At 71.4% G+C, this 22,346-nt stretch carries 16 protein-coding genes and 1 pseudogene; 4 read left to right on the top strand and 13 right to left on the bottom strand.

Going from position 1 to position 22,346, the window contains the following annotated elements:
* Nucleotides 1-50: 50 nt before the first annotated feature.
* The 3 genes from ACWCXC_RS17325 to ACWCXC_RS17315 all read right to left on the bottom strand — a co-directional run bounded on the left by ACWCXC_RS17325 (nucleotide 51) and on the right by ACWCXC_RS17315 (nucleotide 4,114).
* Nucleotides 51-2,483 (bottom strand): sodium-translocating pyrophosphatase, encoded by a 2,433-nt coding sequence (locus tag ACWCXC_RS17325; protein WP_450889614.1) that lies wholly within the window; start codon nucleotides 2,481-2,483, stop codon nucleotides 51-53.
* A 422-nt stretch (nucleotides 2,484-2,905) separates the two neighbouring features.
* Nucleotides 2,906-3,373 carry an ATP-binding protein gene (locus tag ACWCXC_RS17320; protein WP_450684084.1) on the bottom strand — a complete coding sequence of 156 codons (468 nt, stop codon included), beginning with the start codon at nucleotides 3,371-3,373 and terminating at the stop codon, nucleotides 2,906-2,908.
* 387 nt (nucleotides 3,374-3,760) lie between these two features.
* Nucleotides 3,761-4,114, bottom strand: coding sequence for an STAS domain-containing protein (locus ACWCXC_RS17315; protein ID WP_003967428.1), 354 nt, complete (start codon nucleotides 4,112-4,114; stop codon nucleotides 3,761-3,763).
* Between the two features lie 78 nt (nucleotides 4,115-4,192).
* Between ACWCXC_RS17315 and ACWCXC_RS17310 the strand changes: the two genes are divergently transcribed.
* Entirely contained in the window at nucleotides 4,193-6,637 is a 2,445-nt protein-coding gene (locus ACWCXC_RS17310) for a DEAD/DEAH box helicase (protein WP_450889612.1), read from the top strand.
* 243 nt (nucleotides 6,638-6,880) lie between these two features.
* On the opposite strand, the pseudogene ACWCXC_RS17305 reads toward ACWCXC_RS17310, so the two are convergent.
* From ACWCXC_RS17305 to ssd, 7 genes and pseudogenes are all read right to left on the bottom strand, one after another.
* Nucleotides 6,881-7,294 (bottom strand): annotated as a pseudogene (locus ACWCXC_RS17305) (Rv3654c family TadE-like protein); the annotation flags it as partial.
* On the bottom strand, nucleotides 7,291-7,725 hold the full coding sequence (locus ACWCXC_RS17300; RefSeq protein ID WP_450889610.1) for a TadE family type IV pilus minor pilin: 435 nt from the start codon (nucleotides 7,723-7,725) through the stop codon (nucleotides 7,291-7,293). The gene ACWCXC_RS17300 and the pseudogene ACWCXC_RS17305, both read right to left, overlap by 4 nt.
* Nucleotides 7,712-7,912 carry a DUF4244 domain-containing protein gene (locus ACWCXC_RS17295; RefSeq protein WP_450684081.1) on the bottom strand — a complete coding sequence of 67 codons (201 nt, stop codon included), beginning with the start codon at nucleotides 7,910-7,912 and terminating at the stop codon, nucleotides 7,712-7,714. The genes ACWCXC_RS17300 and ACWCXC_RS17295 overlap by 14 nt, the downstream gene beginning before the upstream one ends.
* A gap of 58 nt (nucleotides 7,913-7,970) precedes the next feature.
* Entirely contained in the window at nucleotides 7,971-8,819 is an 849-nt protein-coding gene (locus tag ACWCXC_RS17290; RefSeq protein ID WP_450889608.1) for a type II secretion system F family protein, read from the bottom strand.
* Nucleotides 8,816-9,679 (bottom strand): type II secretion system F family protein, encoded by an 864-nt coding sequence (locus ACWCXC_RS17285; RefSeq protein ID WP_450889624.1) that lies wholly within the window; start codon nucleotides 9,677-9,679, stop codon nucleotides 8,816-8,818. The genes ACWCXC_RS17290 and ACWCXC_RS17285 overlap by 4 nt, the downstream gene beginning before the upstream one ends.
* Nucleotides 9,680-9,693: 14 nt before the next feature.
* Nucleotides 9,694-10,842, bottom strand: coding sequence for a TadA family conjugal transfer-associated ATPase (locus tag ACWCXC_RS17280; protein WP_450684078.1), 1,149 nt, complete (start codon nucleotides 10,840-10,842; stop codon nucleotides 9,694-9,696).
* On the bottom strand, nucleotides 10,839-11,903 hold the full coding sequence (ssd, locus tag ACWCXC_RS17275; RefSeq protein WP_450889606.1) for a septum site-determining protein Ssd: 1,065 nt from the start codon (nucleotides 11,901-11,903) through the stop codon (nucleotides 10,839-10,841). Before ssd ends, ACWCXC_RS17280 begins: the two co-directional genes overlap by 4 nt.
* 564 nt (nucleotides 11,904-12,467) lie before the next feature.
* Between ssd and ACWCXC_RS17270 the strand changes: the two genes are divergently transcribed.
* Complete coding sequence (locus tag ACWCXC_RS17270; protein ID WP_450684076.1) at nucleotides 12,468-13,310, top strand: HAD family hydrolase; 843 nt, start codon at nucleotides 12,468-12,470, stop codon at nucleotides 13,308-13,310.
* 351 nt (nucleotides 13,311-13,661) lie between these two features.
* On the opposite strand, the gene ACWCXC_RS17265 is transcribed toward ACWCXC_RS17270, so the two are convergent.
* Nucleotides 13,662-14,486 (bottom strand): oxidoreductase, encoded by an 825-nt coding sequence (locus tag ACWCXC_RS17265; protein WP_450684075.1) that lies wholly within the window; start codon nucleotides 14,484-14,486, stop codon nucleotides 13,662-13,664.
* Nucleotides 14,487-14,588: 102 nt separating this feature from the next.
* Here ACWCXC_RS17265 and ACWCXC_RS17260 point away from each other — a divergent pair, with 102 nt between their 5' ends.
* Complete coding sequence (locus ACWCXC_RS17260; RefSeq protein WP_450684074.1) at nucleotides 14,589-15,584, top strand: ATP-binding protein; 996 nt, start codon at nucleotides 14,589-14,591, stop codon at nucleotides 15,582-15,584.
* A 79-nt stretch (nucleotides 15,585-15,663) separates the two neighbouring features.
* Here the strand turns inward: ACWCXC_RS17260 and ACWCXC_RS17255 are convergent, their stop codons facing one another.
* Entirely contained in the window at nucleotides 15,664-16,926 is a 1,263-nt protein-coding gene (locus ACWCXC_RS17255; protein WP_450889603.1) for a hypothetical protein, read from the bottom strand.
* 285 nt (nucleotides 16,927-17,211) lie between these two features.
* Here ACWCXC_RS17255 and ACWCXC_RS17250 point away from each other — a divergent pair, with 285 nt between their 5' ends.
* Nucleotides 17,212-20,250, top strand: a complete 3,039-nt coding sequence (locus ACWCXC_RS17250; RefSeq protein WP_450889601.1) for a SulP family inorganic anion transporter — start codon at nucleotides 17,212-17,214, stop codon at nucleotides 20,248-20,250.
* A gap of 332 nt (nucleotides 20,251-20,582) precedes the next feature.
* On the opposite strand, the gene ACWCXC_RS17245 is transcribed toward ACWCXC_RS17250, so the two are convergent.
* A complete protein-coding gene (locus ACWCXC_RS17245) occupies nucleotides 20,583-22,310 on the bottom strand; it encodes a recombinase family protein (protein WP_450889599.1) in 1,728 nt (575 codons plus the stop codon).
* Nucleotides 22,311-22,346: the final 36 nt, after the last annotated feature.

Below are 22,346 nucleotides of genomic sequence, written 5' to 3'. Positions count from 1 at the left end.
GGGGGGGCGCCCCCCAACCGGGGCGCCCCCACCGGGTCCTTGAGGCGGCGTCAGCCCAGCGCCGCCGGGCCGACCGGCCGTACGGGACCGGAACCCTCCCCTCCGTCCGGGCCGTCGTCCCCGACCGCGATGCCGCGCCGCTTCGACGCGTAGACCGCCCCGACGATGACCACGAGGGCGACCACCGCCACCAGCGCGCGCACGCCCGCGCTCGCGTCCGCGCCGTAGCTGAACTGCACCACGGCGGGCGCGATGAGCAGCGCCACCAGGTTCATCACCTTGAGCAGCGGGTTGATCGCCGGACCGGCCGTGTCCTTGAACGGATCGCCGACCGTGTCCCCGATGACGGTCGCGGCATGGGCCTCGCTGCCCTTCCCACCGTGGTGGCCGTCCTCGACGAGCTTCTTGGCGTTGTCCCAGGCACCGCCCGAGTTGGCGAGGAAGACCGCCATCAGCGTGCCCGCGCCGATCGCGCCCGCCAGGTACGAGCCGAGGGCCCCGACGCCGAGGGTGAACCCGACGGCGATCGGCGCCATCACCGCGAGCAGTCCGGGCGTGGCCAGTTCCCGGAGCGCGTCCTTGGTGCAGATGTCGACGACCCGCCCGTACTCCGGCTTCTCCGTACGGTCCATGATCCCCGGATGGTCGCGGAACTGCCGCCGCACCTCGTACACGACGGCCCCCGCGGACCGGGACACCGCGTTGATGGCCAGTCCGGAGAAGAGGAACACCACCGCCGCGCCGAGGATCAGCCCCACCAGGTTGTTCGGCTGCGAGATGTCCAGGCTCAGCCCCATCTCCCCGGCCGGGGCCCCGACGTCGTCGACCGCGGTGGCGATCGCGTCGCGGTAGGAGCCGAAGAGCGCCGCCGCCGCCAGGACCGCGGTGGCGATGGCGATCCCCTTCGTGATGGCCTTGGTGGTGTTGCCCACGGCGTCCAGATCGGTGAGGACCTGCGCCCCCGCACCCGTCACGTCCCCGGACATCTCGGCGATGCCCTGGGCGTTGTCGGAGACCGGACCGAAGGTGTCCATGGCGACGATCACGCCGACCGTGGTCAGCAGCCCGGTCCCGGCCAGCGCCACGGCGAACAGCGCGAGCATGATCGACGTGCCCCCGAGCAGGAACGCCCCGTAGACGCCGAGCCCGATCAGCAGCGCGGTGTACACGGCCGATTCCAGTCCGAGGGAGATGCCCGCCAGGACGACGGTGGCCGGCCCGGTCAGCGAGGACTTCCCGATGTCCCTGACGGGGCGTCGGCTCGTCTCCGTGAAGTACCCGGTGAGCTGCTGGATCAGTGCCGCCAGCACGATGCCGATCGCGACGGCCACCAGGGCGAAGATCCTCGGGTCTCCGCCGTGCGAGGTGATGCCGGCGTCGGAGACCCCGTCCAGCTCCGCGTACGAGGACGGCAGGTACGCGAAGACGGCGACGGCCACCAGCACGAGCGAGATGACGGCCGAGATGAAGAAGCCGCGGTTGATCGCGGTCATCCCGCCCCGGTCGGAGCGCCTCGGCGCGACCGCGAAGATGCCGATCATCGCGGTGATCACCCCGATCGCCGGCACGATCAGGGGGAAGGCGAGTCCGGAGTCCCCGAAGGCCGCCTTGCCGAGGATGAGCGCGGCGACGAGGGTGACGGCGTACGACTCGAAGAGGTCGGCGGCCATGCCCGCGCAGTCACCGACGTTGTCGCCCACGTTGTCCGCGATCGTGGCGGCGTTGCGCGAGTCGTCCTCCGGGATGCCCTGCTCGACCTTGCCCACCAGGTCGGCACCGACATCGGCGGCCTTGGTGAAGATCCCGCCCCCGACCCTCATGAACATCGCGATCAGCGCCGCCCCGAGCCCGAAGCCCTCCAGCACCTTGGGCGCGTCGGCCGCGTATCCGAGGACCACGCACGAGGCGCCGAGGAGCCCCAGCCCCACGGTGATCATGCCGACCACCCCGCCCGTACGGAAAGCGATTTTCATCGCTTTGTGCGAAACGGCGGTGAGATCCTTCTCCGGTTCGCCTTCCGCCGGAGTGGCCTCACGCGCGGCGGCCGCCACCCGGACATTGCTCCGTACCGCGAGTCGCATCCCGATGTATCCGGTGGCCGCCGAGAAAAGCGCACCCACCAGGAAGAACGCCGAACGCCCCACGCGCTGGGACCAGTTGTCGGCCGGAAGCAGCAGAAGAAGAAGGAAGACCACGACGGCGAAGACGCCGACGGTACGCAACTGCCGTGCCAGATAGGCGTTCGCGCCTTCCTGGACGGCCGCCGCGATCTCCTTCATCCGCTCGGTTCCCTCGCCCGCCGCCAGTACCTGCCTCACCAGCAGGCATGCGACGACCAGTGCGGCCAGGGCGACGACCGCGACAACGATCACGATGACGCGATTGTCATCGGTGAGCACCGCGGCGGCCAGAGTGTCGGATGGGTCGGAAAGTGCGGAATACTGCGTCGGTTCTGCGAGTGATGTGGTGCCGAACCCCGCCATACGTCCTCCTTGACGCTCAGCGCTCAAGTCGTGGACGGATTGTAGGGAGAGGAGCACGATCAAAACAGTGTGCGGTAAATACCATTGGCTTTCATCCACCGAACGGCAATGCTTCGAGTTCACCCATTGATCCGAATGGAGTAATGGGCTCAGCGCATCGATGAATGATCGCGGATAGCGCGTTCATGAAAAAAGGCCCTGCTCAGCAGGGCCTCTCGGGACAATCGATCAGGGGCGCCGTAAGCGCTCGGGAGGGGGCCTCGGTCCACCCCTGCCGCGATGACCGTCTCGGCAGCGCGGCGCGGCATCGGAGGATTCCGGCAGAGCGCGGCCCGTCAGGGGACGGCGGACCCGCCGGGTCCCTCGGGCCGCCCGGGTTCCTCGGGACCGCCCGGGTCCCTCAGGACCGCCCGAGGTGACGCTCAGGGCAGAACGGTCGCGGGGGTCTTCGGCCAGCTCATCCGGATGACGCCGCCGTCCGCCCCGGACCTGACCTCCACGTCATCGACGAGACCGCTGATGACGGCCAGGCCCATCTCGTCCTCACCGTCGGCGTCCGGCTCCGGCTCGTCGGGCCCACCACCGGTGGCCGCGTCACGGCTTCCCGATCCGCCGACCGCGGACGCGTCGGCACCGGGGCCGGGCACTTCGTCACCGACCTCGATCGAGAAGGACTTCTCCTCCTCGATCAGGACGACCTTCACGGGGGCCGTGATGCCATGGCTGCGGTGCAGCCCCACCGCTCGGCTGCATGCCTCCCCCACGGCGAGTCTGACCTCGTCGAGCACGGCTTCGTCGACTCCGGCCCGGCGCGCCACGGCGGCCGCCACGAGGCGGGCCGTTCTGACGTGTTCGGGCTGGGCGCTGAAGCGGAGTTCAACGGTGGCCATGCGATCCCCCTCGAACGTTTCGTATGTCTGCATCGGCGGGCCCCGGGGCACCGCCCGGTTCACCGCCCCGCTTGGGAGGCCCTGCCGTCCGGCCGTCGACGCCGTCGGGCCATCGGCCGGCGACCGTCCACGCCAAGCGCCGACCGGGTACACCCGACCGGTGCCGGACCGGCCGCCGCGTCCACGGATGAATGCGGCCACCATCCGCCGATCGGGTGACGGACGGCTGGTGACGGGCGCTGACGAGCACCCTTCAACGGGCTCACCGAACCCGTCCACCGAGCACCGGCACACGGCTGCGCCGACCCGGCGGCCCGTCGATCACGGCCGACGTGCCAGCCACACCGCCGGACCGGCTCCACAGCCGGTCCGACCGCGCGCGGTACGTCAGTCGGTCGCCGCCACGGCCTCGTCGACCGTGGTGTGGATCGGGAACACCTTGGTGAGGCCGGTGATCCGGAAAATCTTGAGAATGCGCTCCTGGTTGCACACCAGGCGCAGCGAGCCCTCGTGCGCGCGCACGCGCTTCAGGCCGCCCACGAGCACGCCGAGACCGGTGGAGTCGAGGAAGTCGACGCCCTCCATGTCGACCACCAAGTGGTAACTGCCGTCATTCACCAACTCGACCAACTGCTCGCGCAGCTTGGGCGCGGTATACACATCAATCTCGCCACCGACCTCGACGACCGTACGGTCGCCACCAGGGCCGGACACATTGCGAGTCGACAAGGACAGGTCCACGGATCCTCCAGCACCTTGCTATCGAGCGGTCGCCCCTCGGTCTCCCCGACGGAGTCAGGGGACGGATCGCCAGCCGCGATGGCATTCAATCACTTACGGGCAGCCATGCACGACGCCTTGGGACCATTGTCCGTCTCGCCAGTGACACACTCGGTGCCGATGGCCAAGAATCACCGCCCCAGTCGACCGCCCGGGAGCGCGGGCTCCAGCCCCTCTCCCGACATGGTCCTCGACCGGCTCGCCGCAGGGGCGGGCCGGTCCGCGCGCATCACTCATACGGAGCACCTGCCCCCGCGCGCGGGAACCCATGCCGTCTGGCCCGATCGCATCCGTCCGGAAGTGATCGCCGCGATTCAGGGGGCCGGAATCGGCCATCCGTGGGCCCACCAGGCCACCGCCGCCGAGCACGCCCTCGACGGCGAGTCCGTCGTGATCGCCACCGGAACCGCGTCGGGCAAGTCGCTCGCCTATCTGGCCCCGGTCCTGAGCACCCTCCTGGACGGCTCCGAGGCCCCCAACGGCCGGGGGGCGACCGCTCTGTACCTCGCTCCCACGAAGGCCCTGGCCGCCGACCAGCGCCGTTCCGTTCGGGCCCTCGCGGCCCCGCTGGGCAACGGCGTCCGGCCCGCCGTCTACGACGGCGACACCCCGGTGGAAGAACGCGAATGGGTGCGTCAGTACGCCAATTACGTCCTCACCAACCCCGACATGCTGCACCGCGGGATACTGCCGTCCCACCCCCGCTGGTCCTCCTTCCTGCGTGCCCTGCGCTACGTCGTCATCGACGAGTGCCACACCTATCGGGGAGTCTTCGGCTCTCACGTCGCCCAGGTGATACGCAGGCTCCGCCGTCTGTGCGCCCGCTACGGCGCCGACCCGGTCTTCCTCCTCGCCTCCGCCACCTCCGCCGACCCCTCGGTCGCCGCGGGCCGTCTCACCGGGCTTCCCGTCACCGAGGTCGCCGACGACGCCTCCCCGCGCGGCGAGATGGTCTTCGCCCTCTGGGAACCGCCCCTGACCGAGCTGCACGGCGAGAAGGGCGCCCCCGTCCGCCGCACGGCCACGGCCGAGACCGCCGACCTGCTCACCGACCTGACCGTCCAGGGCGTGCGCTCCGTCGCCTTCGTGCGCTCGCGGCGCGGCGCCGAGCTGATCTCCGTCATCGCCAAGGAACGCCTCGCCGAGGTCGACCGTTCCCTCCCGGCCCGGGTCGCCGCCTATCGCGGGGGCTACCTCCCCGAGGAGCGTCGCGCCCTGGAGCGCGCCCTGCACTCCGGGTCCCTGCTCGGCCTGGCCGCCACCACCGCCCTCGAACTCGGCATCGACGTGTCCGGCCTGGATGCCGTCGTCATCGCGGGGTATCCCGGCACCCGGGCGTCCCTGTGGCAGCAGGCCGGGCGGGCGGGTCGCTCGGGCCAGGGCGCCCTCGCCATCCTGGTCGCCCGCGACGACCCGCTGGACACCTTCCTGGTCCACCACCCCGAGGCGCTGTTCCAGCAGCCGGTGGAGTCCACCGTCCTCGACCCCGACAACCCGTACGTCCTGGCCCCGCACCTGTGCGCCGCCGCCGCCGAGATGCCGCTCACCGAAGCGGACCTGGCGCTCTTCGGTCCCGCGTCGGCCGAGCTGCTGCCGCAGCTGGAAGCCGCGAAGCTGCTCCGCAGGCGCCCCGCCGGGTGGCACTGGACCCGACGCGAGCGGGCCTCCGACCTGACGGACATCCGCGGCGAGGGCGGCCGGCCCGTGCAGATCGTCGAGGAGGGCACCGGCCGGCTGCTGGGCACCGTCGACGAGTCCGCCGCGCACACCGCCGTCCACGAGGGCGCCGTCCACCTCCACCAGGGCCGCACCTATCTGGTCCGGAAACTGGACCTCCAGGACTCGGTCGCCCTGGTCGAGGAGGCCCAGCCGCCGTACTCGACGACCGCCCGCGACACCACCGCCATCACCGTCCTGGAGACCGACACCGAGGTCCCCTGGGGGGACGGACGGCTGTACTACGGCTCCGTGGAGGTGACCAACCAGGTCGTCTCCTTCCTCCGCCGCAAGCTGATCACCGGCGAGGTGCTCGGCGAGACCAAGCTGGACCTGCCGCCGCGCACGTTGCGCACCCGCGCCGTGTGGTGGACGGTCACCGAGGACCAGCTCGACGCTGCGCGCATCAACCCGGAGATCCTCGGCGGCGCGCTGCACGCCGCCGAGCACGCGTCGATCGGCATGCTCCCCCTCTTCGCCACCTGCGACCGCTGGGACATCGGCGGGGTGTCCGTGCCCCTGCACCCCGACACCCTGCTGCCGACCGTGTTCGTCTACGACGGCCACCCCGGCGGCGCCGGCTTCGCCGAGCGCGCCTTCCGCACCGCCCGTGAGTGGCTGACCGCGACCCGGCAGGCCATCGCCTCCTGCGAGTGCGAGGCGGGCTGCCCGTCCTGCATCCAGTCCCCCAAGTGCGGCAACGGCAACGAACCGCTGCACAAGCGGGGCGCCGTCCGCCTCCTCACGGAACTCCTCCGGCCCACGTGACACCCCGGGCCTCCGCCCGGCCGGCCCCGCAAGCCGCAGGCCCCCGGGCCACCGGCCGTCCGGGGCCCTGGCCCCTCCGAGACACCGCCCCGATCCGGCGGCCGGGGCAGCCGCGCCCCGCGCGGCCCCCGCTGCCCCGCCGGGCGGAGGAACGGCCGACGGAGACACAGCGGGCGGAGGCACGACGGGCTGAGATACGGCAGGCTGAGGCACGGCAGGCGTCTCCGACGCCGGGCCCGCCCGCGACCTGACCTCGGGCGCGTACGGACCACGGCGGACCCGGGCCGTGACATCCGCGATCTCCCCCTGGACGGCGCACCGCACCAGCTCGGCCCCCTGCGCCTCAGCGACCTCCCGGGCCGACCGGCAGGCGACCTCGGCGCCCTCCAGGGCCCGGTCGGCCGCCGCCAGCGCGGCCAGATCGGCGGCGCCCCCGGCCCGGTGGCGGGCCACCACCGCCTGCCCCAGCGCCAGGACCGCGGCGAACACCGCGCACAGCGTCACCGCCGTCACCGCGGCCCAGACGGTCGCCACGCCCCGGTCCCGGCGCTCACCGCACACGCCCGACCACCGCGACACCCCAGGACCTCTCGCCCCCCGCCGTCCGGTCCGGGCCTCCCCCAGCCATCCGGTCCGGGCCTCGCCCAGCCGTGTCATGGCGCCTCCCCGACCGTGTCCTCGGCCGCGGCGACGGCCTCCGCGCCCAACGTCACGGCGAGCGGACCGGGACCGGGCGCCGGCGCCGCGACGGTGACCCGCCACAGCGCCCCCGCCCGCACCACCTCGACCCGGGCCCGGTCGGGCGCGGCCGACAAGGCGGCTTCCCGCACCTCCGCCTCCGGTTCGGAACGGGCGGCCGCCCGCGCACCCGCCCGTGCCGCGTCCACGCACCGGATCTGGGCCGATGCCGCCATGAGCGCCCACAGGAGCGCCAGCGCGAAGAGGACCAGTACGGGGATCGCCATGGCGGCTTCCGCCGTCACCGCGCCCCGGTCCCGGCGCCCCGCGCCACCGCCGTGCGGCCCCTCCCGCGCGGATACGGCCGGCCGGCACGCAGCGTCCCGCTCGGCCGGTTCAGAACTTCGCATCGAGCGCGTCCTTCAGCAGCGCCTGCATCTGCGCCATCACCGGTGCGCTGGTCACCACCTTGTAGAGCACCGCGGCGAACGCGCAGGCCGCGATCGTTCCGACCGCGTATTCGGAGGTCGTCATTCCACTGTCGGTCCGCATGCGCCGCGCCGTGACTCGAACCCAGCGCGTGATCGTCTGCATCATTCCAAACCCCCGATAAATATAGATATGTGGATTAATTACTTTGAACGGACCTATCAGGTCACCTCGTCTGAAGCAGCCCGCCCGCCAGTCCGACCACCACGGGGGCCACTCCGATCGAAAGAAACGACGGGAGGAAGCAGAGCCCGACCGGGCCGGTGATCAGCACGCCGGCCCGCTGAGCCCGTGCCAGGGCCGCGCTCGCCCGTTCGGCACGCAGCGTCTCGGCCAGGCGAGCGACGGGCTCCGCCGCAGGCGCCCCGGTCGATCCGGCCCGTTCCAAACAGCGCGCCAGCGCCGATCCGCCCGGTATCTCGGCGAACCGCCCCCAGGCGGCGACCGGATCGCTCCCGAGCCGGATCTCCGCCGCCGTACGGGCCAGTCGCGTGCCCACGGGACCGCCCAGGGACGTACCGACCGCCTCGGCCGCCTCCCGGGGGCCGGCCCCCGCGGAGATGCACGCGGCCAGAAGATCCGCCGCCATCGGCATCTGGCGCAGCGACTCGGCGGCTCTCGCAGCCCGTTCGGCCTCCACCTCGGCCCCTTCCCCGTGGCGGGTGCGCTGCCATCGCCGGGTGCCCCAGGCGGCCAGAAGCCCCGCCGCCCATCCCACGGGGCCGCCCACCAGGAACCAGCCCGTCACAACCACGCCCAGCAGCACCGGCCACCGTCCGAGCCCCGGAACTGTCCCCCGTCCGCCCCTTCGACGTGGCGGCAGGTCCGCCGAGCTCGCGCGCCCCGTTTCCGGAGCCTCCACCACCGCGACGGAGAACAGCGCCGCCCCGCGTCGCCGTACCCTGCGCCCGGTCCGGTACATGACCAGAACACGGACCGGCAGCGCGCATGCGCCCAGCAGCAGGGCCACCGTCCCCACCCTGTGGACAACGTCGGCGAGCACGACACCGCTCATGGCGCCTCCCCCGCGCGGACGATCCGTGCGGCCCAGGCCAGGCCGAGCGCTTCGAGCGATCCGCCCACCACCAGACAGGCCAGCCCGACCGGATGGTGCAGCAGGACTCTCAGCGGCTCCGCGCCGAGCGCCGTCCCCAGCGCGATGCCCACGACCGGCAGCAACGCCAGCACCACGACGGTCGACCAGGCTCCGGTCAGCTGGGCCCGCAACTCCTCGCGTCCGCGCCGCTCGGCACGCAACGCGCTCTCCAGCCGGTCCAGCCCGGCCGCGAGACCCGCACCGCCGTCCGCGGCCACCCGCCAGCAGGCCGCCACACCCACGAGCCCCTCGCGCCCGGGTTCGCGCGCGGCCTGCCCCAGTGCCCCGGGGATGTCGCCGCCGAACCGCGCTGCCGCGAACACCCCGGACCAGGACGCGTCCCCCGCACCGATCCCGCGCACGGCAGCGAGCAGCGCCTGCCCCGGTTCGGCCCCGGCCCTCAACTCACCCACCACCGCCCCGCACAGGCCGACCACGGAATCCGCCCGGCGCTCCCCCTCCCGACGCACCCTCCGTCCGCGCAGCCACCGGCGCGCCACCGGAACCGCGGCCACGCCCAGCACCACCGGCAGCGGGGACGCACCGCACACCGCCAGAGCGAGCGCGACCGGGAGGCACACCCACTCCCGCCGTCCTCCCCACCACCCCATGAGCCGGTCACGAACGCTCTTCCAGCTCTCCCGCGCGGGGCTCCGCGCGCCTTCGGAGCCGAACAACCCCCGGGCCCTGCGGTGTCCGCCGCTCCGCCCCGAGATCACGAGCCACGCCGCCGCGCCCGCGCACAGCGCCGCCGCATACGCCGTCTCCGGCGTCTCCATCGGTACGCCGCCGTTCATCGCCCACCGCCGATGAGGGATTCCAGCCGCTCCCAACCGCGTTCCCGCTCGAAGCCGGAGACTCCCCAGCGCAGCGCCGGAACGGTCACCACCAGCCCGGCCGGATCGCGCTCCAGGACCTGGATCTCGGAGATCCTGCGCCGACCGGCCCGGTCCCGCACGAGATGGACCACGACCGACAGGGCCGCCGCCAACTGGCTGTGCAGCGCCACCCTGTCCAGCCCGGCGGCCGTACCCAGCGCCTCCAGCCGGGCGGGCACGTGCTCGGCTGCGTTCGCGTGGACCGTTCCGCAACCGCCCTCGTGGCCGGTGTTCAGGGCGGCCAGCAGTTCGGTGACCTCGGCACCCCGCACTTCTCCGACCACGAGCCTGTCGGGGCGCATCCGGAGGGCCTGCCGCACCAGGTCCCGGAGGGACACCCGCCCCGCGCCCTCCTGGTTCGCGGGGCGGGATTCGAGCCGCACCACGTGCGGGTGGTCGGGGCGGAGTTCCGCCGAGTCCTCGGCGAGGACGATCCGCTCCCGATCCCCGACCGCACCGAGCATGCTGGACAAGAGCGTGGTCTTCCCCGCGCCGGTGCCACCGCTGATGAGGTAGGAGACGCGGGCTTCCACCAACGCCCTCAGCATCCGGTCGCCGCCCGGCGGCACGGTCCCGGCCCCGACCAGTTCGCGGAGCGAGAACGCCTTGGGGCGCACCACCCTGAGGGAGAGGCATGTCGAGCCGACCGACACGGGCGGCAGCACGGCGTGCATACGGGTGCCGTCGGGCAGCCGGGCGTCCACCCAGGGTCGGGCGTCGTCCAGTCGTCGCCCGGCGACGGCCGCGAGCCGTTGCGCGAGCCGGCGGACCGCGGCCGCGTCGGCGAAGGTCACCGCGGTGAGTTCGAGCCCGCGGCCCCGGTCCACCCACACCCGGTCCGGGGCGGAGACCAGGACGTCGGACACGTCCGGATCGGCGAGGAGGGGTTCGAGAACCCCTGTGCCGACCAGCTCCCCGCGCAACTCGTCCGCAGCGCCGAGCACTTCGACATCGCCGAGCAGCCTCCCTTGTGCACGCAGCGCGGCGGCCACACCCGCGGGGGTCGGTGCCGCACCGCTCTGCGCCAGCCGCTGCCGCACCGCGTCCAGCAGCGCCTCGGTCATGACGCGCCGCCCACGACAGACCCCCCGGCGGCGCCTTCTCCGGCCAGGGCGCGGTCCCAGAAGGCCGAGCAGAACCGCGCCAAGGGCCCGCGGACAACGGCGCCGGGCGGCTCGCCCCGGTCCTGTTCGGCGAGCAGCCCCGGCTCGGCGGGAAGCTCACCGGCAAGCGGAAGCCCCATGGCCCGTGCCACCCACTGCTCGTCGAGCCCGGACGCGTACGGTCCGCGCGTCACGACGCGGAGGTCGCCCAGCACCATTCCGGCCATCGACGCGACCCGCTTCGCCGCCGCCACCGCGCGCAACTCCCCGGGCACGACGACGAGCCCGAGGTCGAGCTGTGCCAGCGCCTCGGCCGTCGACTCGTCGGCCCGGCGCGGGAGGTCGACGACGACCACGCCGCCGAGCCTGCGTGCCGCGGCGAGGACCGCCTGCATGGCCTGCGGGGGGATCACCACCCAGTCGTCCCGGCCCCAGCTGAGCACCCTCAACCCGTGCAGCGCGGGCAACGCCTCCTCAAGGGCGCCGCCACCCACCCTTCCCTTCGAGTGCGCGAAGTCGGGCCAGCGCATCCCCTCGGCACGCTCGCCGCCGAGCAGGACATCGATGCCGCCGCCCAGCGGGTCGCCGTCGATCAGCATCGTCCGGTGCCCGGCCCGCGCCGCTGTCACCGCGAGCGCGCAGGCCAGCGTGGAGGCGCCGGCGCCACCGCGTCCGCCGATCACCCCGACGGTCAGCGCCGGGCGGCCGACGCCCTCGGCCGCGTTGGCGATCTGGTCGACCAGCCAGTTCTCCGCGTCCGGCAGGCGCAGCACGTATTCGGCGCCGATCTCGACGGCCCTTCGCCACACGTCCGGGCTGTCCTGCTCCCGTCCGACGAGCATCACACCCCGTCGACGCGCGGCACCGCCGCACCGGGCCGCCGCGTCGTCCCCGACCAGGACCAGGGGCGCCTGCTCCCAGCCACCTCGTCGGTCGGGCGCCGTGTGATGGACCTCGGGCTCGGCCCCGGCCGCCGCGCACAGCCGCAGCAGGTCGTCGAGCAGCTCCACGTCCTCGGTCACGATCAGCGGCCCACCCCTTCGCGGACCGGCCGGCACACGATCCCGTGCACTGGATTCAGCCACGTTCTCCGCCCCCTTCTTCACTCGCCTTCACCGCGGTTCACCGCGCTCTCGGAGCGTTCCGAGAACGGCGATTCCGGAACCCGTGGACTTCACGGGTGGAATCACCGTGCAGCGATACGGAAAATCGTGTGGATCTTGCTCAAGAACTGTGGACAAGTCCGCCCTTGTGAATAACTTCGTCGCTCGATCCGGCGACTTCCGGAGAGCAGCCCTTCCGCTACGCACCGTTACCGAGCATGCTGGTGCGAGTCGAGTGCGGGCATGACCCGTCACGAGCGAGAAGGAGGAGAAATGCGCGATTCCGAGCGGCAGAACCGCGTCCGGACATGCGACGACCCCCGCCGGGGGGGAGAGCGGGGGTCGTCCCCACGGCCGACTCGGGGGGGGGAGGAGTCGGACCGGGTTAGCACGGTCGCGAACGATCCGTGACTTCCATGGTGTACCCGAGGCCCTTCTCAGGCAAACCCACGCGCCGGGGTTTACGCCGAATGGCGGGCCCCTATGCTCTGCCTTGTGGAAAACCGCTTCTTGCCGCGCACAGCCGCCTTCTTCGACCTGGACAAGACGGTCATTGCGAAGTCTTCGACACTGACCTTCAGCAAGTCCTTCTACCAAGGCGGACTGATCAACCGCCGCGCCGTACTGCGCACCGCGTACGCACAGTTCGTGTTCCTTGCCGGGGGCGCGGATCACGACCAGATGGAGCGGATGCGTGAATATCTGTCATCTCTCTGCAAGGGCTGGAACGTGCAGCAGGTGAAAGAAATTGTCGCCGAGACCCTGCACGACCTCATCGACCCGATCATCTACGACGAGGCCGCCACCCTGATCGAAGAGCACCACACCGCAGGACGCGATGTGGTGATCGTCTCGACCTCCGGGGCCGAGGTGGTGGAGCCGATCGGCGAGCTGCTGGGGGCCGACCGCGTCGTCGCCACCCGCATGGTCGTCGGCGACGACGGATGCTTCACCGGGGAGGTGGAGTACTACGCGTACGGCCCGACGAAGGCCGAGGCCATCCGGGCCCTGGCCGTATCGGAGGGGTACGACCTCGCCCGTTGCTACGCGTACAGCGACTCGGCCACCGATGTGCCGATGCTGGAGTCCGTCGGCCATCCGCACGCGGTCAACCCCGATCGGGCGCTGCGCCGCGAGGCGACGCTGCGGGAGTGGCCGATCCTCGTGTTCAACCGCCCGGTCCGGCTCAAGCAGCGCCTGCCCGCCTTCTCGATGCCGCCCCGGCCGGCGCTCATGGCGGCCGCCGCCGTCGGTGCGGCCGCCGTCACGGCCGGGCTCGTCTGGTACACCGCACGTCGCCGAGCCGCGACATCCGCGTCCGCGTAATGCGCCCGCATTGAATTGAACCAACTCGTCCGTAATTGAACGTAAAAGTAAAGATGTGCCGCCACCACTTCCGCTCACCGGGCCCCTGGAGTACAAAGGACTCAACGGCCCGCGAGACCAAGGACATCCGAGAGGATGACCTGAGTACGCAGACAGGCCCCACGGACCGCGCATGAAAACCCGGCACCCACGCGACGTCGACCCGTCGATTACGGGCCAGCCGCACCAGGAGCGGGCAAAGACCCCGGCCTGATGGGCGTATATCGAGGACGCTTGGTAACTGGGTGGACATGCCAGCGGCGGTACCGATTCCGGTACCGCCGCAACCCTTTTCCCGGGCTTTTTCGCACCCTAGGCGGCGCCTCGCTGAAGCGCCTCGCAGACCGCGGTGGACTCCCTGACGCCCAGCTCCACCGACCGTCCGCAGTGCGCGATCCAGGCGGCCATCCCCTCCGGCGTCCCCGACAGATAGCCGTCGAAGGCCTTCACGTAGGCGGCCTTGCCCTGTTCGGCGTGGCCGACCTCGGCCGGGCAGATCGACTTGGGGTCGAGGCCGCTCCCGATCAGCACGATCCGCTCGGCGGTCCGGGCCACCAGTCCATTGAGAGAGCCGAAGGGGCGCAGAGCCAGCAGTTCGCCGTGGACCACGGCGGCCGTCACCAGGGCGGGTGCCGCGCTCCCCGAAAGGATGAGTCCGCCGAGTCCCTCCAGTCGGCCGGCGACCTCCTCGGCATCCGGAAGCGGTGCCTCGATCAGCGGCTCGTCGACCGGTTCGCCCGCCAGCCGGGGCCGGCCGACGGAGTCGTCCGGCGCGGCGCCACCGGCGGCGACCAGGTGGAGCCGCGCGAGGACGCGCAGAGGGGACTGCCGCCAGATGGAGAGGAGTTGGCCCGCTTCGGCGGTCAGCCGCAGAGCCGCACCGACGACCTGCGCGCCGTCGTCACCACGGAAGTCCGTGCGCCGGCGCACCTCCTCCAGATTCCAGTCGGCACCGGACAGCGCGGCCGACCCACGGGCGCCGCGCAGGGCCGCCTCGGCCGTCACCTCGTTGCTGCGGCGCCGCATGACACGGTGGCCGTAGACCCGGTCGACGGCCTTGCGCACGGAGTCCACCGCGTCGCTCACGCCCGGCAGGGCGCCCAGGGTGGCCAACGGGTCCGAGGAAGTCGTACTCATAAGTAGCGAGGCTACGCGCCCCTTGCACACCTACCGGCCCGGAGTGGCCTTCTTCACGAACTTCGACAGCACACCGCAGTCATGCGGCTACCCTAGGTGAACATGAAGATCGCTTTCGTAGGGAAGGGCGGCAGCGGGAAGACCACGCTGTCCTCGCTCTTCATCCGCCACCTTGCCGCCAATGAAGCCCGCGTCGTCGCGGTGGACGCCGACATCAACCAGCACCTGGGGGCCGCGCTCGGCCTCGACGAGGAGGAGTCGGCGGCACTGCCCGCCATGGGGGCGCACCTCCCCCTGATCAAGGACTATCTGCGCGGGAGCAACCCGCGGATCGCCTCGGCCGAGACGATGATCAAGACGACTCCGCCCGGTGAGGGCTCACGGCTGCTGCGAGTGGACGAGGACAACCCGATCTACGACGCCTGCGCCCGGACGGTGCGGCTCGACGACGGCGACATCCGGCTGATGGCCACGGGCCCCTTCACGGAGTCGGATCTGGGGGTGGCCTGCTACCACTCCAAGGTCGGCGCGGTGGAGCTCTGCCTCAACCATCTCGTGGACGGTCCGGAGGAGTACGTGGTGGTCGACATGACCGCCGGGTCGGACTCGTTCGCCTCCGGGATGTTCACCCGGTTCGACATGACGTTCCTCGTCGCCGAGCCGACCCGGAAGGGCGTGTCGGTCTACCGGCAGTACAAGGAGTACGCGCGGGACTACGGCGTGGCCCTGAAGGTCGTCGGGAACAAGGTGCAGGGCCCGGACGACCTGGAGTTCCTGCGCGACGAGGTCGGCGACGACCTGCTCGTGACCGTCGGCCACTCCGACTGGGTCCGGGCCATGGAGAAGGGCCGCCCCTCCCGCTTCGAACTGCTGGAAGCGGACAACCGGATGGCACTGCAGACCCTGCAGAATGCCGCCGAGGACTCGTACGAGCAGCGGGACTGGGAGCGCTACACGCGCCAGATGGTGCACTTCCACCTGAAGAACGCGGAGAGCTGGGGCAACGAGAAGACGGGCGCCGACCTCGCCGCCCAGGTCGACCCCGCCTTCGTGCTCGACGAAACGTCCGCGCGGGCCGGGGCCGCGCTGCCCGCCTGACTCGGACGAGTGCCGGGCCGCCCGCCCGATCGCGGACGGCCCGGCACTCGGGGCGAAGCGGAGGTCCGCCGTACGCGGCCTAGTGTGCGGCCGGCTTGCCGGGGGCGCCCGCGAGGAACGTCGCCCAGCCGGCCGCGGGCGCCTGACCGACCTTCAGGGTGCCGAGCTTCGCGAGGGTCGCGGGGTCCTGGGCGTCCAGCCAGTCCGCTAGTTGCCGGAAGGACACGCAGCGCACGCCTTCCTTGGTGCACACGGTCCGGATCGTCTGCTCGATGGCGCGCATGTAGGTGCCGCCGTTCCAGGACTCGAAGTGGTTGCCGATGATCAGGGGCGCCCGGTTGCCGTCGTAGGCGCGGTCGAAGGCCTTGATCAGACCGTCCCGCATCTGGTTGCCCCAGTACTCGTGCTGGTCCGGGTCGCCCTGGGTCGTGCCGGACTGGTTGAACATGAAGTTGTAGTCCATCGAGAGCGTCTCGAACGCGCGCCCCGGCACCGGCACGAGCTGCATCGAGAGATCCCAGATGCCCCCCTTCTTCTTGGGCCAGACCTGGTCGTTGACGCCGCTGGAGTCATAGCGGAAGCCCATGTCGCGCGCGGCGGCGACCATGTTCTTCTGCCCCTCCAGGCAGGGGGTCCGGCCTCCGACGAGTTCCTTGTCGTAGTCGAAGGGCAGCGCCTTCTCGTTCTTGAGCGACGGGTCGTTCGTCTTCCACGCCTTCACGAAGGACTTGGCCTGGCTGATCTCGCTCTTCCACTCCTCGACGGACCAGGTGCCGACACCTCCGTCCGTGCCGCAGAAGTGGCCGTTGAAGTGGGTTCCGATCTCGTTGCCGTCCAGCCAGGCGCCCCGGACCTGGGTGAGGGTGTCGCGGATGCCCTTGGTGTCGTTGAACCCGATGTCGGAGCTGCCCGCGTTGTGCTTGGGCGGGTCGTAGAGCGCGCGCTTGGCCTCCGGCAGCAGATAGACGCCGCTGAGGAAGTACGTCATGGTCGCGTCGTACTTCTTGCCCACCTCGCGGAAGTGCGAGAAGAGCCGCTGGCTGTCCTCGCCCGCCCCGTCCCAGGAGAACACCACGAACTGCGGGGGTTTCTGACCGGGCATCAAGCGCTTGACGGCCGGCTGCTTCGGCTGGACTCCGGTGAAGGCGGTGGAGCCGTCCCCGATGGCGCGGAACACGCTCTTGGGCGCGGCTTCGGCGGCCTTCTCCTTCATGCCGGCGGCCCCCTTCGCCACACCGGAGGACGCCTCCCGGTCGGCCCCCGACCCGGAGCATCCGGCCGCGCCCACGACCAGCGCGACAGTCATGACACCCAAGGCGATCCTCTTCGCGGCGGCCATCATCCGCCCACCCTCTTCCTCGCAGTAAACGTGTGCGCGAACGCGCCGACATGGCGCGGTCAAAGTCGCACGCACCGCACAGAAATTCGGGCGACAGGCCGTATGAAAAGATACTTATTCACTTGAATGGGTGCTTAGATAGCCTGTTTGACCGTAATCCTGGACAGCCGTCTTTACTCTCCATTACGATCTGTTTACTGAGAGTTGAGATATCCCGCCGCTGCACGCCGTGACCCACGGCCGCGTCCCCACGTTCCGCGACCGCGCTGCCCCGGAGGAGACGGGAACATGTCTGCCTGCGTCCCCACTCGCCATGACCGCTCATCCCGAAGTTCCCGACCGTCCCGGTCGTCGGGAGTGAAGCGACCACACAGCCCTCCGCCGCACCGCGGCGGACGATTCCGCATCACCGGCTCCGACCTGTCCGCGTCGATCACCGTCTTCCTGCTTGCCATCCCCATGTCACTGGGCCTGGCCGTCGCCATGGACGCCCCCCTGGAAGCAGGTCTCCTCTCCGCCGCCGTCGGCGGCATCGTCGCCGGACTGCTCGGCGGCACCCCGCTCCAGGTATCCGGCCCCTCGGCCGGACTCACCGTGGTGACCGCCGAGTTCATCCAGCTCTACGGCTGGCGCACCACCTGCGCCATCACCATCGGCGCGGGTCTGCTCCAAATCCTGCTCGGCTCACTGCGCACCGCGCGCAACGCGCTGGCCGTCAGCCCGGCCATCGTCCACGGCACACTCGCCGGTATCGGCGTGGCGATCGCACTCGCCCAACTGCACATCGTGCTCGGCGGCTCGCCCCACAGCTCTGCTGTCTCCAACGCCCTCCATCTCCCCGAGCAGTTGGCCCGCACGGGCCTCGCCGCCCCCTTGATCGGCGCGCTCACCGTCGCCGTTCTGGTGCTGTGGCCCCGGATCCCCGGGCGCCCCGGACGGATGGTGCGACGCCTCCCGGCCGCCCTGGCCTCAGTGGCCCTCGCCACCGCCGTGGCCGCGCTGGCCGCGCCCTCGGTCGCCCGGGTGGACCTGCCGTCCTGGCGCTCCCACGCCCTCCCCGAGATCCCGCACGGACCCGTGCTCGGACTGGCCACCGCCGTCTTCACGATGATGCTGGTGGCAAGTCTCGAATCCCTGCTGGCAGCCGTCGCGGTGGACAAACTCACCGCCGACCGGAACCGGAACCGAGCCGCCCCCTCGGTGACCGGCACAGGCTCCGAGACCGACCCCTCATCCTCCGCTGCACCGCCCGTCATGCCCCCGATCAGACGCTCCGACCTCGACCGGGAGCTCCGCGCGCAAGGGGTGGCCAACATCGTGTCCGGCGGGCTGGGCGGACTGGCCGTCTCCGGTGGCGCGGTGCGCAGTTCGGCGAATGTGCGGGCCGGGGCGACCGGCCGGGCGTCCACCGTGCTGCACGGAGTCTGGGTATTGCTCGCGACGGGGCTGCTGGTCACGGCGCTGGAGTGGATCCCACTGGCCGCGCTCGGCGCGCTCGTCATGGTGGTCGGCGTCCAGATGGTGAACCTCGCGCACATCCGCAAGGTGCACAGGCACCGGGAGTTCCTGGTGTACGGCGCGACGATCAGCGGTGTCCTGCTCTTCGGCGTCCTCAAGGGGGTGGCCATCGGCGGCGCCGTGGCGGTCGCGGTGGCCCTGCACCGACTGGGCAGGACCCGGATCACCGTCTCCGAGCAGGACGGACGGTACGGGGTGGTCGTCAGCGGGCAGTTGACCTTCCTGGCGGTGCCGCGGCTGAGCCGGGCCCTGGGCCAAGTACCCCATGACGCCTCGGTGACCGTCGAGTTGGACGGGTTCTTCATGGACCACGCGGCGTACGAGATGATCCAGGACTGGAGCAACGCCCATACCGCCCATGGCGGACGGGTCTCGTTCGGCGGCCGGTCCGGAGGCAGAATCGCGGAGCCGGCCGCGGCGGCCCATGCCTGCTGCCGTCCCTGGACTCCGTGGCGCAACCACCACTGCCACGACCGCCCCGAGCACATCCCGATCACCGGCACCACGTCGCTCCAGGATGCCGTGCACGGGCTTTCCCCCGCACACACCGTTCCGGCCTCGGAACCTTCCCCTGTCCACGCCACGGTTACGGTTCCGGTCGCAGCCCCGGCCTCCGCCCCGGGTCCGTCCTCCGGACCGGACCAGACCCCGGAACCCGGACCGGACCGGCCCCCGGCATCCGGACCGGACTCCACGCCGGACACCGCGACGCCCCCGGCAAGGCACCGCACAGCGGCCCCCGCGCCGGATTTCGTAGCGGACCACACGGCACCCCCGACGCGCCCGCACGGCGGGCATCGGCTGGTGAGCGGCCTCAGCTCCTTCCAACGTCATACGGCTCCGCTCGTCCGCGAGGAGTTGGCCCGGCTCGCCCGGGAGGGTCAGCGCCCGTCGCAGCTCTTCATCACCTGCGCGGACTCACGGCTGGTGACGAGCATGATCACGGCGAGCGGACCCGGCGATCTGTTCACCGTGCGCAATATCGGCAACCTCGTGCCGACGCCCGGATCCGAGGAGGGCGACCACTCGGTCGGCGCGGCCATCGAGTACGCGGTGGATGTACTGGGGGTCGAGTCGATCACCATCTGCGGGCACTCGGGCTGCGGGGCGATGAACGCGCTGCTCGACAGCAGGGAGCCTTCACCCGACACCTCGAGTACAGGCAATCCGAGAACAGGCACGACGGAGACAGGCATCCCGGAGACAGGCGTTCCGGAGACAGGCGCTCCGGGGCCCTCAGGCCCGCAGGCCGTGGCCGTGGCCGAGACCTCGCTCCGACGCTGGCTCCGGCACGGGTTGCCCAGTCTGGAACGGGCGGGGTCGGCGAACGGGCACCGGGCGCGGATCTCGTCGCGGGTGCCGGCCGACGAGCTGGAGCAGCTCTGCCTCACCAATGTGGTCCAGCAGCTCGACCATCTGCGGGCCCATCCCTCGGTGGCGCGACGCCTGGCCGCCGGCGCGTTGCAGCTCCACGGCATGTACTTCCATGTGGCCGAGGCGCAGGCGTATCTGCTCGCCGAGTACGAGCCCACCGAGGACGAACGCACCCGGTACGCAGGGGAGGGCGCCGACGGCGAAGGGGCCGGAGGCGGGGACGGTCGTTCGGTCGAGGTCCGGGTTCCGGTGTTCGCCCCGGTGGCCCCGACCGAATCCGGCGGCTCCCCCGCCACCCCCGGCCTCCTCTCCGCTCCGGGCCGTCCCATCGACCCAGGCGATCCCGCCGACCCTGACCATCCCACCAACCTCGCCCGTCCGGCCGGCCGGACCGATCCGGCTGGTCCGGCCGAGTTGGCCCACAGCGGCGCCTGAACCGGATGGGCACCGGGTCCGTGAGACCTTGTGGTCCCGTTTCCGCGACATCCCGTCACCGCACGTCACGTTCCCGCCACCATCGGGGCGTCGCGCGGGGCGGCAACCCAGCCGATGTCACCCCACCCCGGTGACACCGCACCGCCTCCTCGCGGAAGCGGGACCCGTGCCTCCATACACGAGGACACAGGTCTAAACCAATTCCCGGCAGACACTTGTCACCCGGCTCTTGGACTGATGAGCTATGCCCGGGACACAACGGACACCCTGGGAATGGGAGATGTCGTGAGCAACGAAAGCCTGGCCAATCTGCTCATGTTGGAGACTCTGGGCTATTTGCTCTGACCTGCGGGTACGCACCAATCGCGGCCCAGCGGCGTCGGCTCGTCGTCCCACACCGGCACCGGCACCGCGTACGGGTCCTGCTCCGTCCCGTTCGGCAGCATGGCCCGCGGGTGCGCCCACACCCCGCGCAGCACCTCGCGGAGCATGTCGCGGCGGGTCCGTACCGGAGTGATCTCCCACCGATCCAGCAAACCTCTGATGACCGGCAGCAGCGCCGCCCGGTCCGTCGGGGCCTGCTCGGCCTGCTCGTCAAGCTGCGTGATCTGCTGCGTCGTGGACAACTGCTCTGCGGTGAGCCGGTCGCGCTCCCGGATGTACGAGTCCTCCGGGATGATGCCGCGGCTCACTAGGCTGGTCTGCCGGTCCAGCTCGGACGCGATCTCCTCGAGCCGCTGAGTGAACAGGGCGCGCGCCTTCGCCATGCGCTCGGCTGCGGTGGCCGGCGCCGCTCCGGCCCCGTCGCCCTGGCCGTCCTCCTCGGCCAGGCGCGCGGCCTCGGCCTCGATCTCCTCGGCCCACTCGGCAAGGCTGGTCAGGATGGCCGCCTCCACGACGGTGCGCAGGATGTAGACGCCGCCGCACGTCCCGCTCTCCTTGCGCTCTGTGCACCTGTGGACATAGCCATTTTTCTTGATCAGGACCCCGCCCGCGCCGTAGGTCGCGCCACCGCCGATGGACGCGTCTCCACCGCACCGGGCGCAGCGCACGTGCCCGGACGTCGGGTACGCAGCAACCTGGGACCGCGGATTCGTCTTGGCGCGCTGGCGGGCCTGCTGGTAGCCCTCCCAGGTGGATTCCTTGGTGACGGCTTCATGGGACCCGGGCACCCAGATTCGGTTGGAGCAGAGGCCGGCGCGGGAAACCGTGGCATCCGGGTCGGTGGGCGGGCACGGGCAGTCCGGGGGGTGGGTCCGGATCCAGCCGGCCGGGAACCCTGAGTCCATGTAGCGGGTCAGCCCGGTGGGCCGCCAGGGCTTGCCCTTGGTGCCGATGTACCCGTTGCGGCCGAGCCACAGGCAGGCGGACGCCATCGGCTCGCCGTCGGCGACCCGCTCGTACAGGTCATTGGCGACCAGGCCGAGCGCGGGATCCGGCTCGTACCACTCCGGGTGCACTACGCCGTCTTCATCAAGCAGCCGCCGGTGCCAGATGTACCCCCAGCGTGCCTTGCCGGTGGTAGGCAGGCCGCGCCCGAGCCGATTCTCTCGAGTCTCGGCCCATCCCTCCCCGATCCGGTCACTCTCGAACTCGGCGAACTTGAGCGCGATGCCCTGCTGCAGCCTGCCGAACGCGTTGCTGGTGTCGGCCGCCTCGGTCGCCGACTCCAGCCGTCCCCCGACCTGTTCGAGCCGCGCCAGGTTCAACGCGTTGCCGTGGCGGCTGCGGCCGAACCGCGAGTAGCGCCAGACGGCGATACCGCGCGCCTCGCCAGCCTCCACGGCCTTGATCCCAGCCATGATCTTGCGCTTGAACGTCCGGCCGCTGATGTCCAGGTCCTCGATCCAGAAGGCGATCCGGCGGCGCGTGCGCTCGGCCCAGCTGTCGATCGCGGCCCGCTGGATGCCCGGGCTGATCTTGTCTTCGTAGTACGTCGACACGCGGATGTAGCCGACCCACGGTTCTCGGTCGTCATCAGCGGCGGCCTTGAACGTTGCCGGTACCTGGATGCGGGGCACGGCCTCGAGACGGGATGCCTGCAGTCGGGTGGTGGTCATGGTCACGTCCTGTGGCGCGGTTGCGCGCGGGTCGGT

Source organism: Streptomyces sp. NPDC001515, from assembly GCF_053597115.1.
The sequence above is the reverse complement of the archived record's forward strand: the minus strand, read 5'-3'. Positions and strand labels throughout refer to the sequence as shown.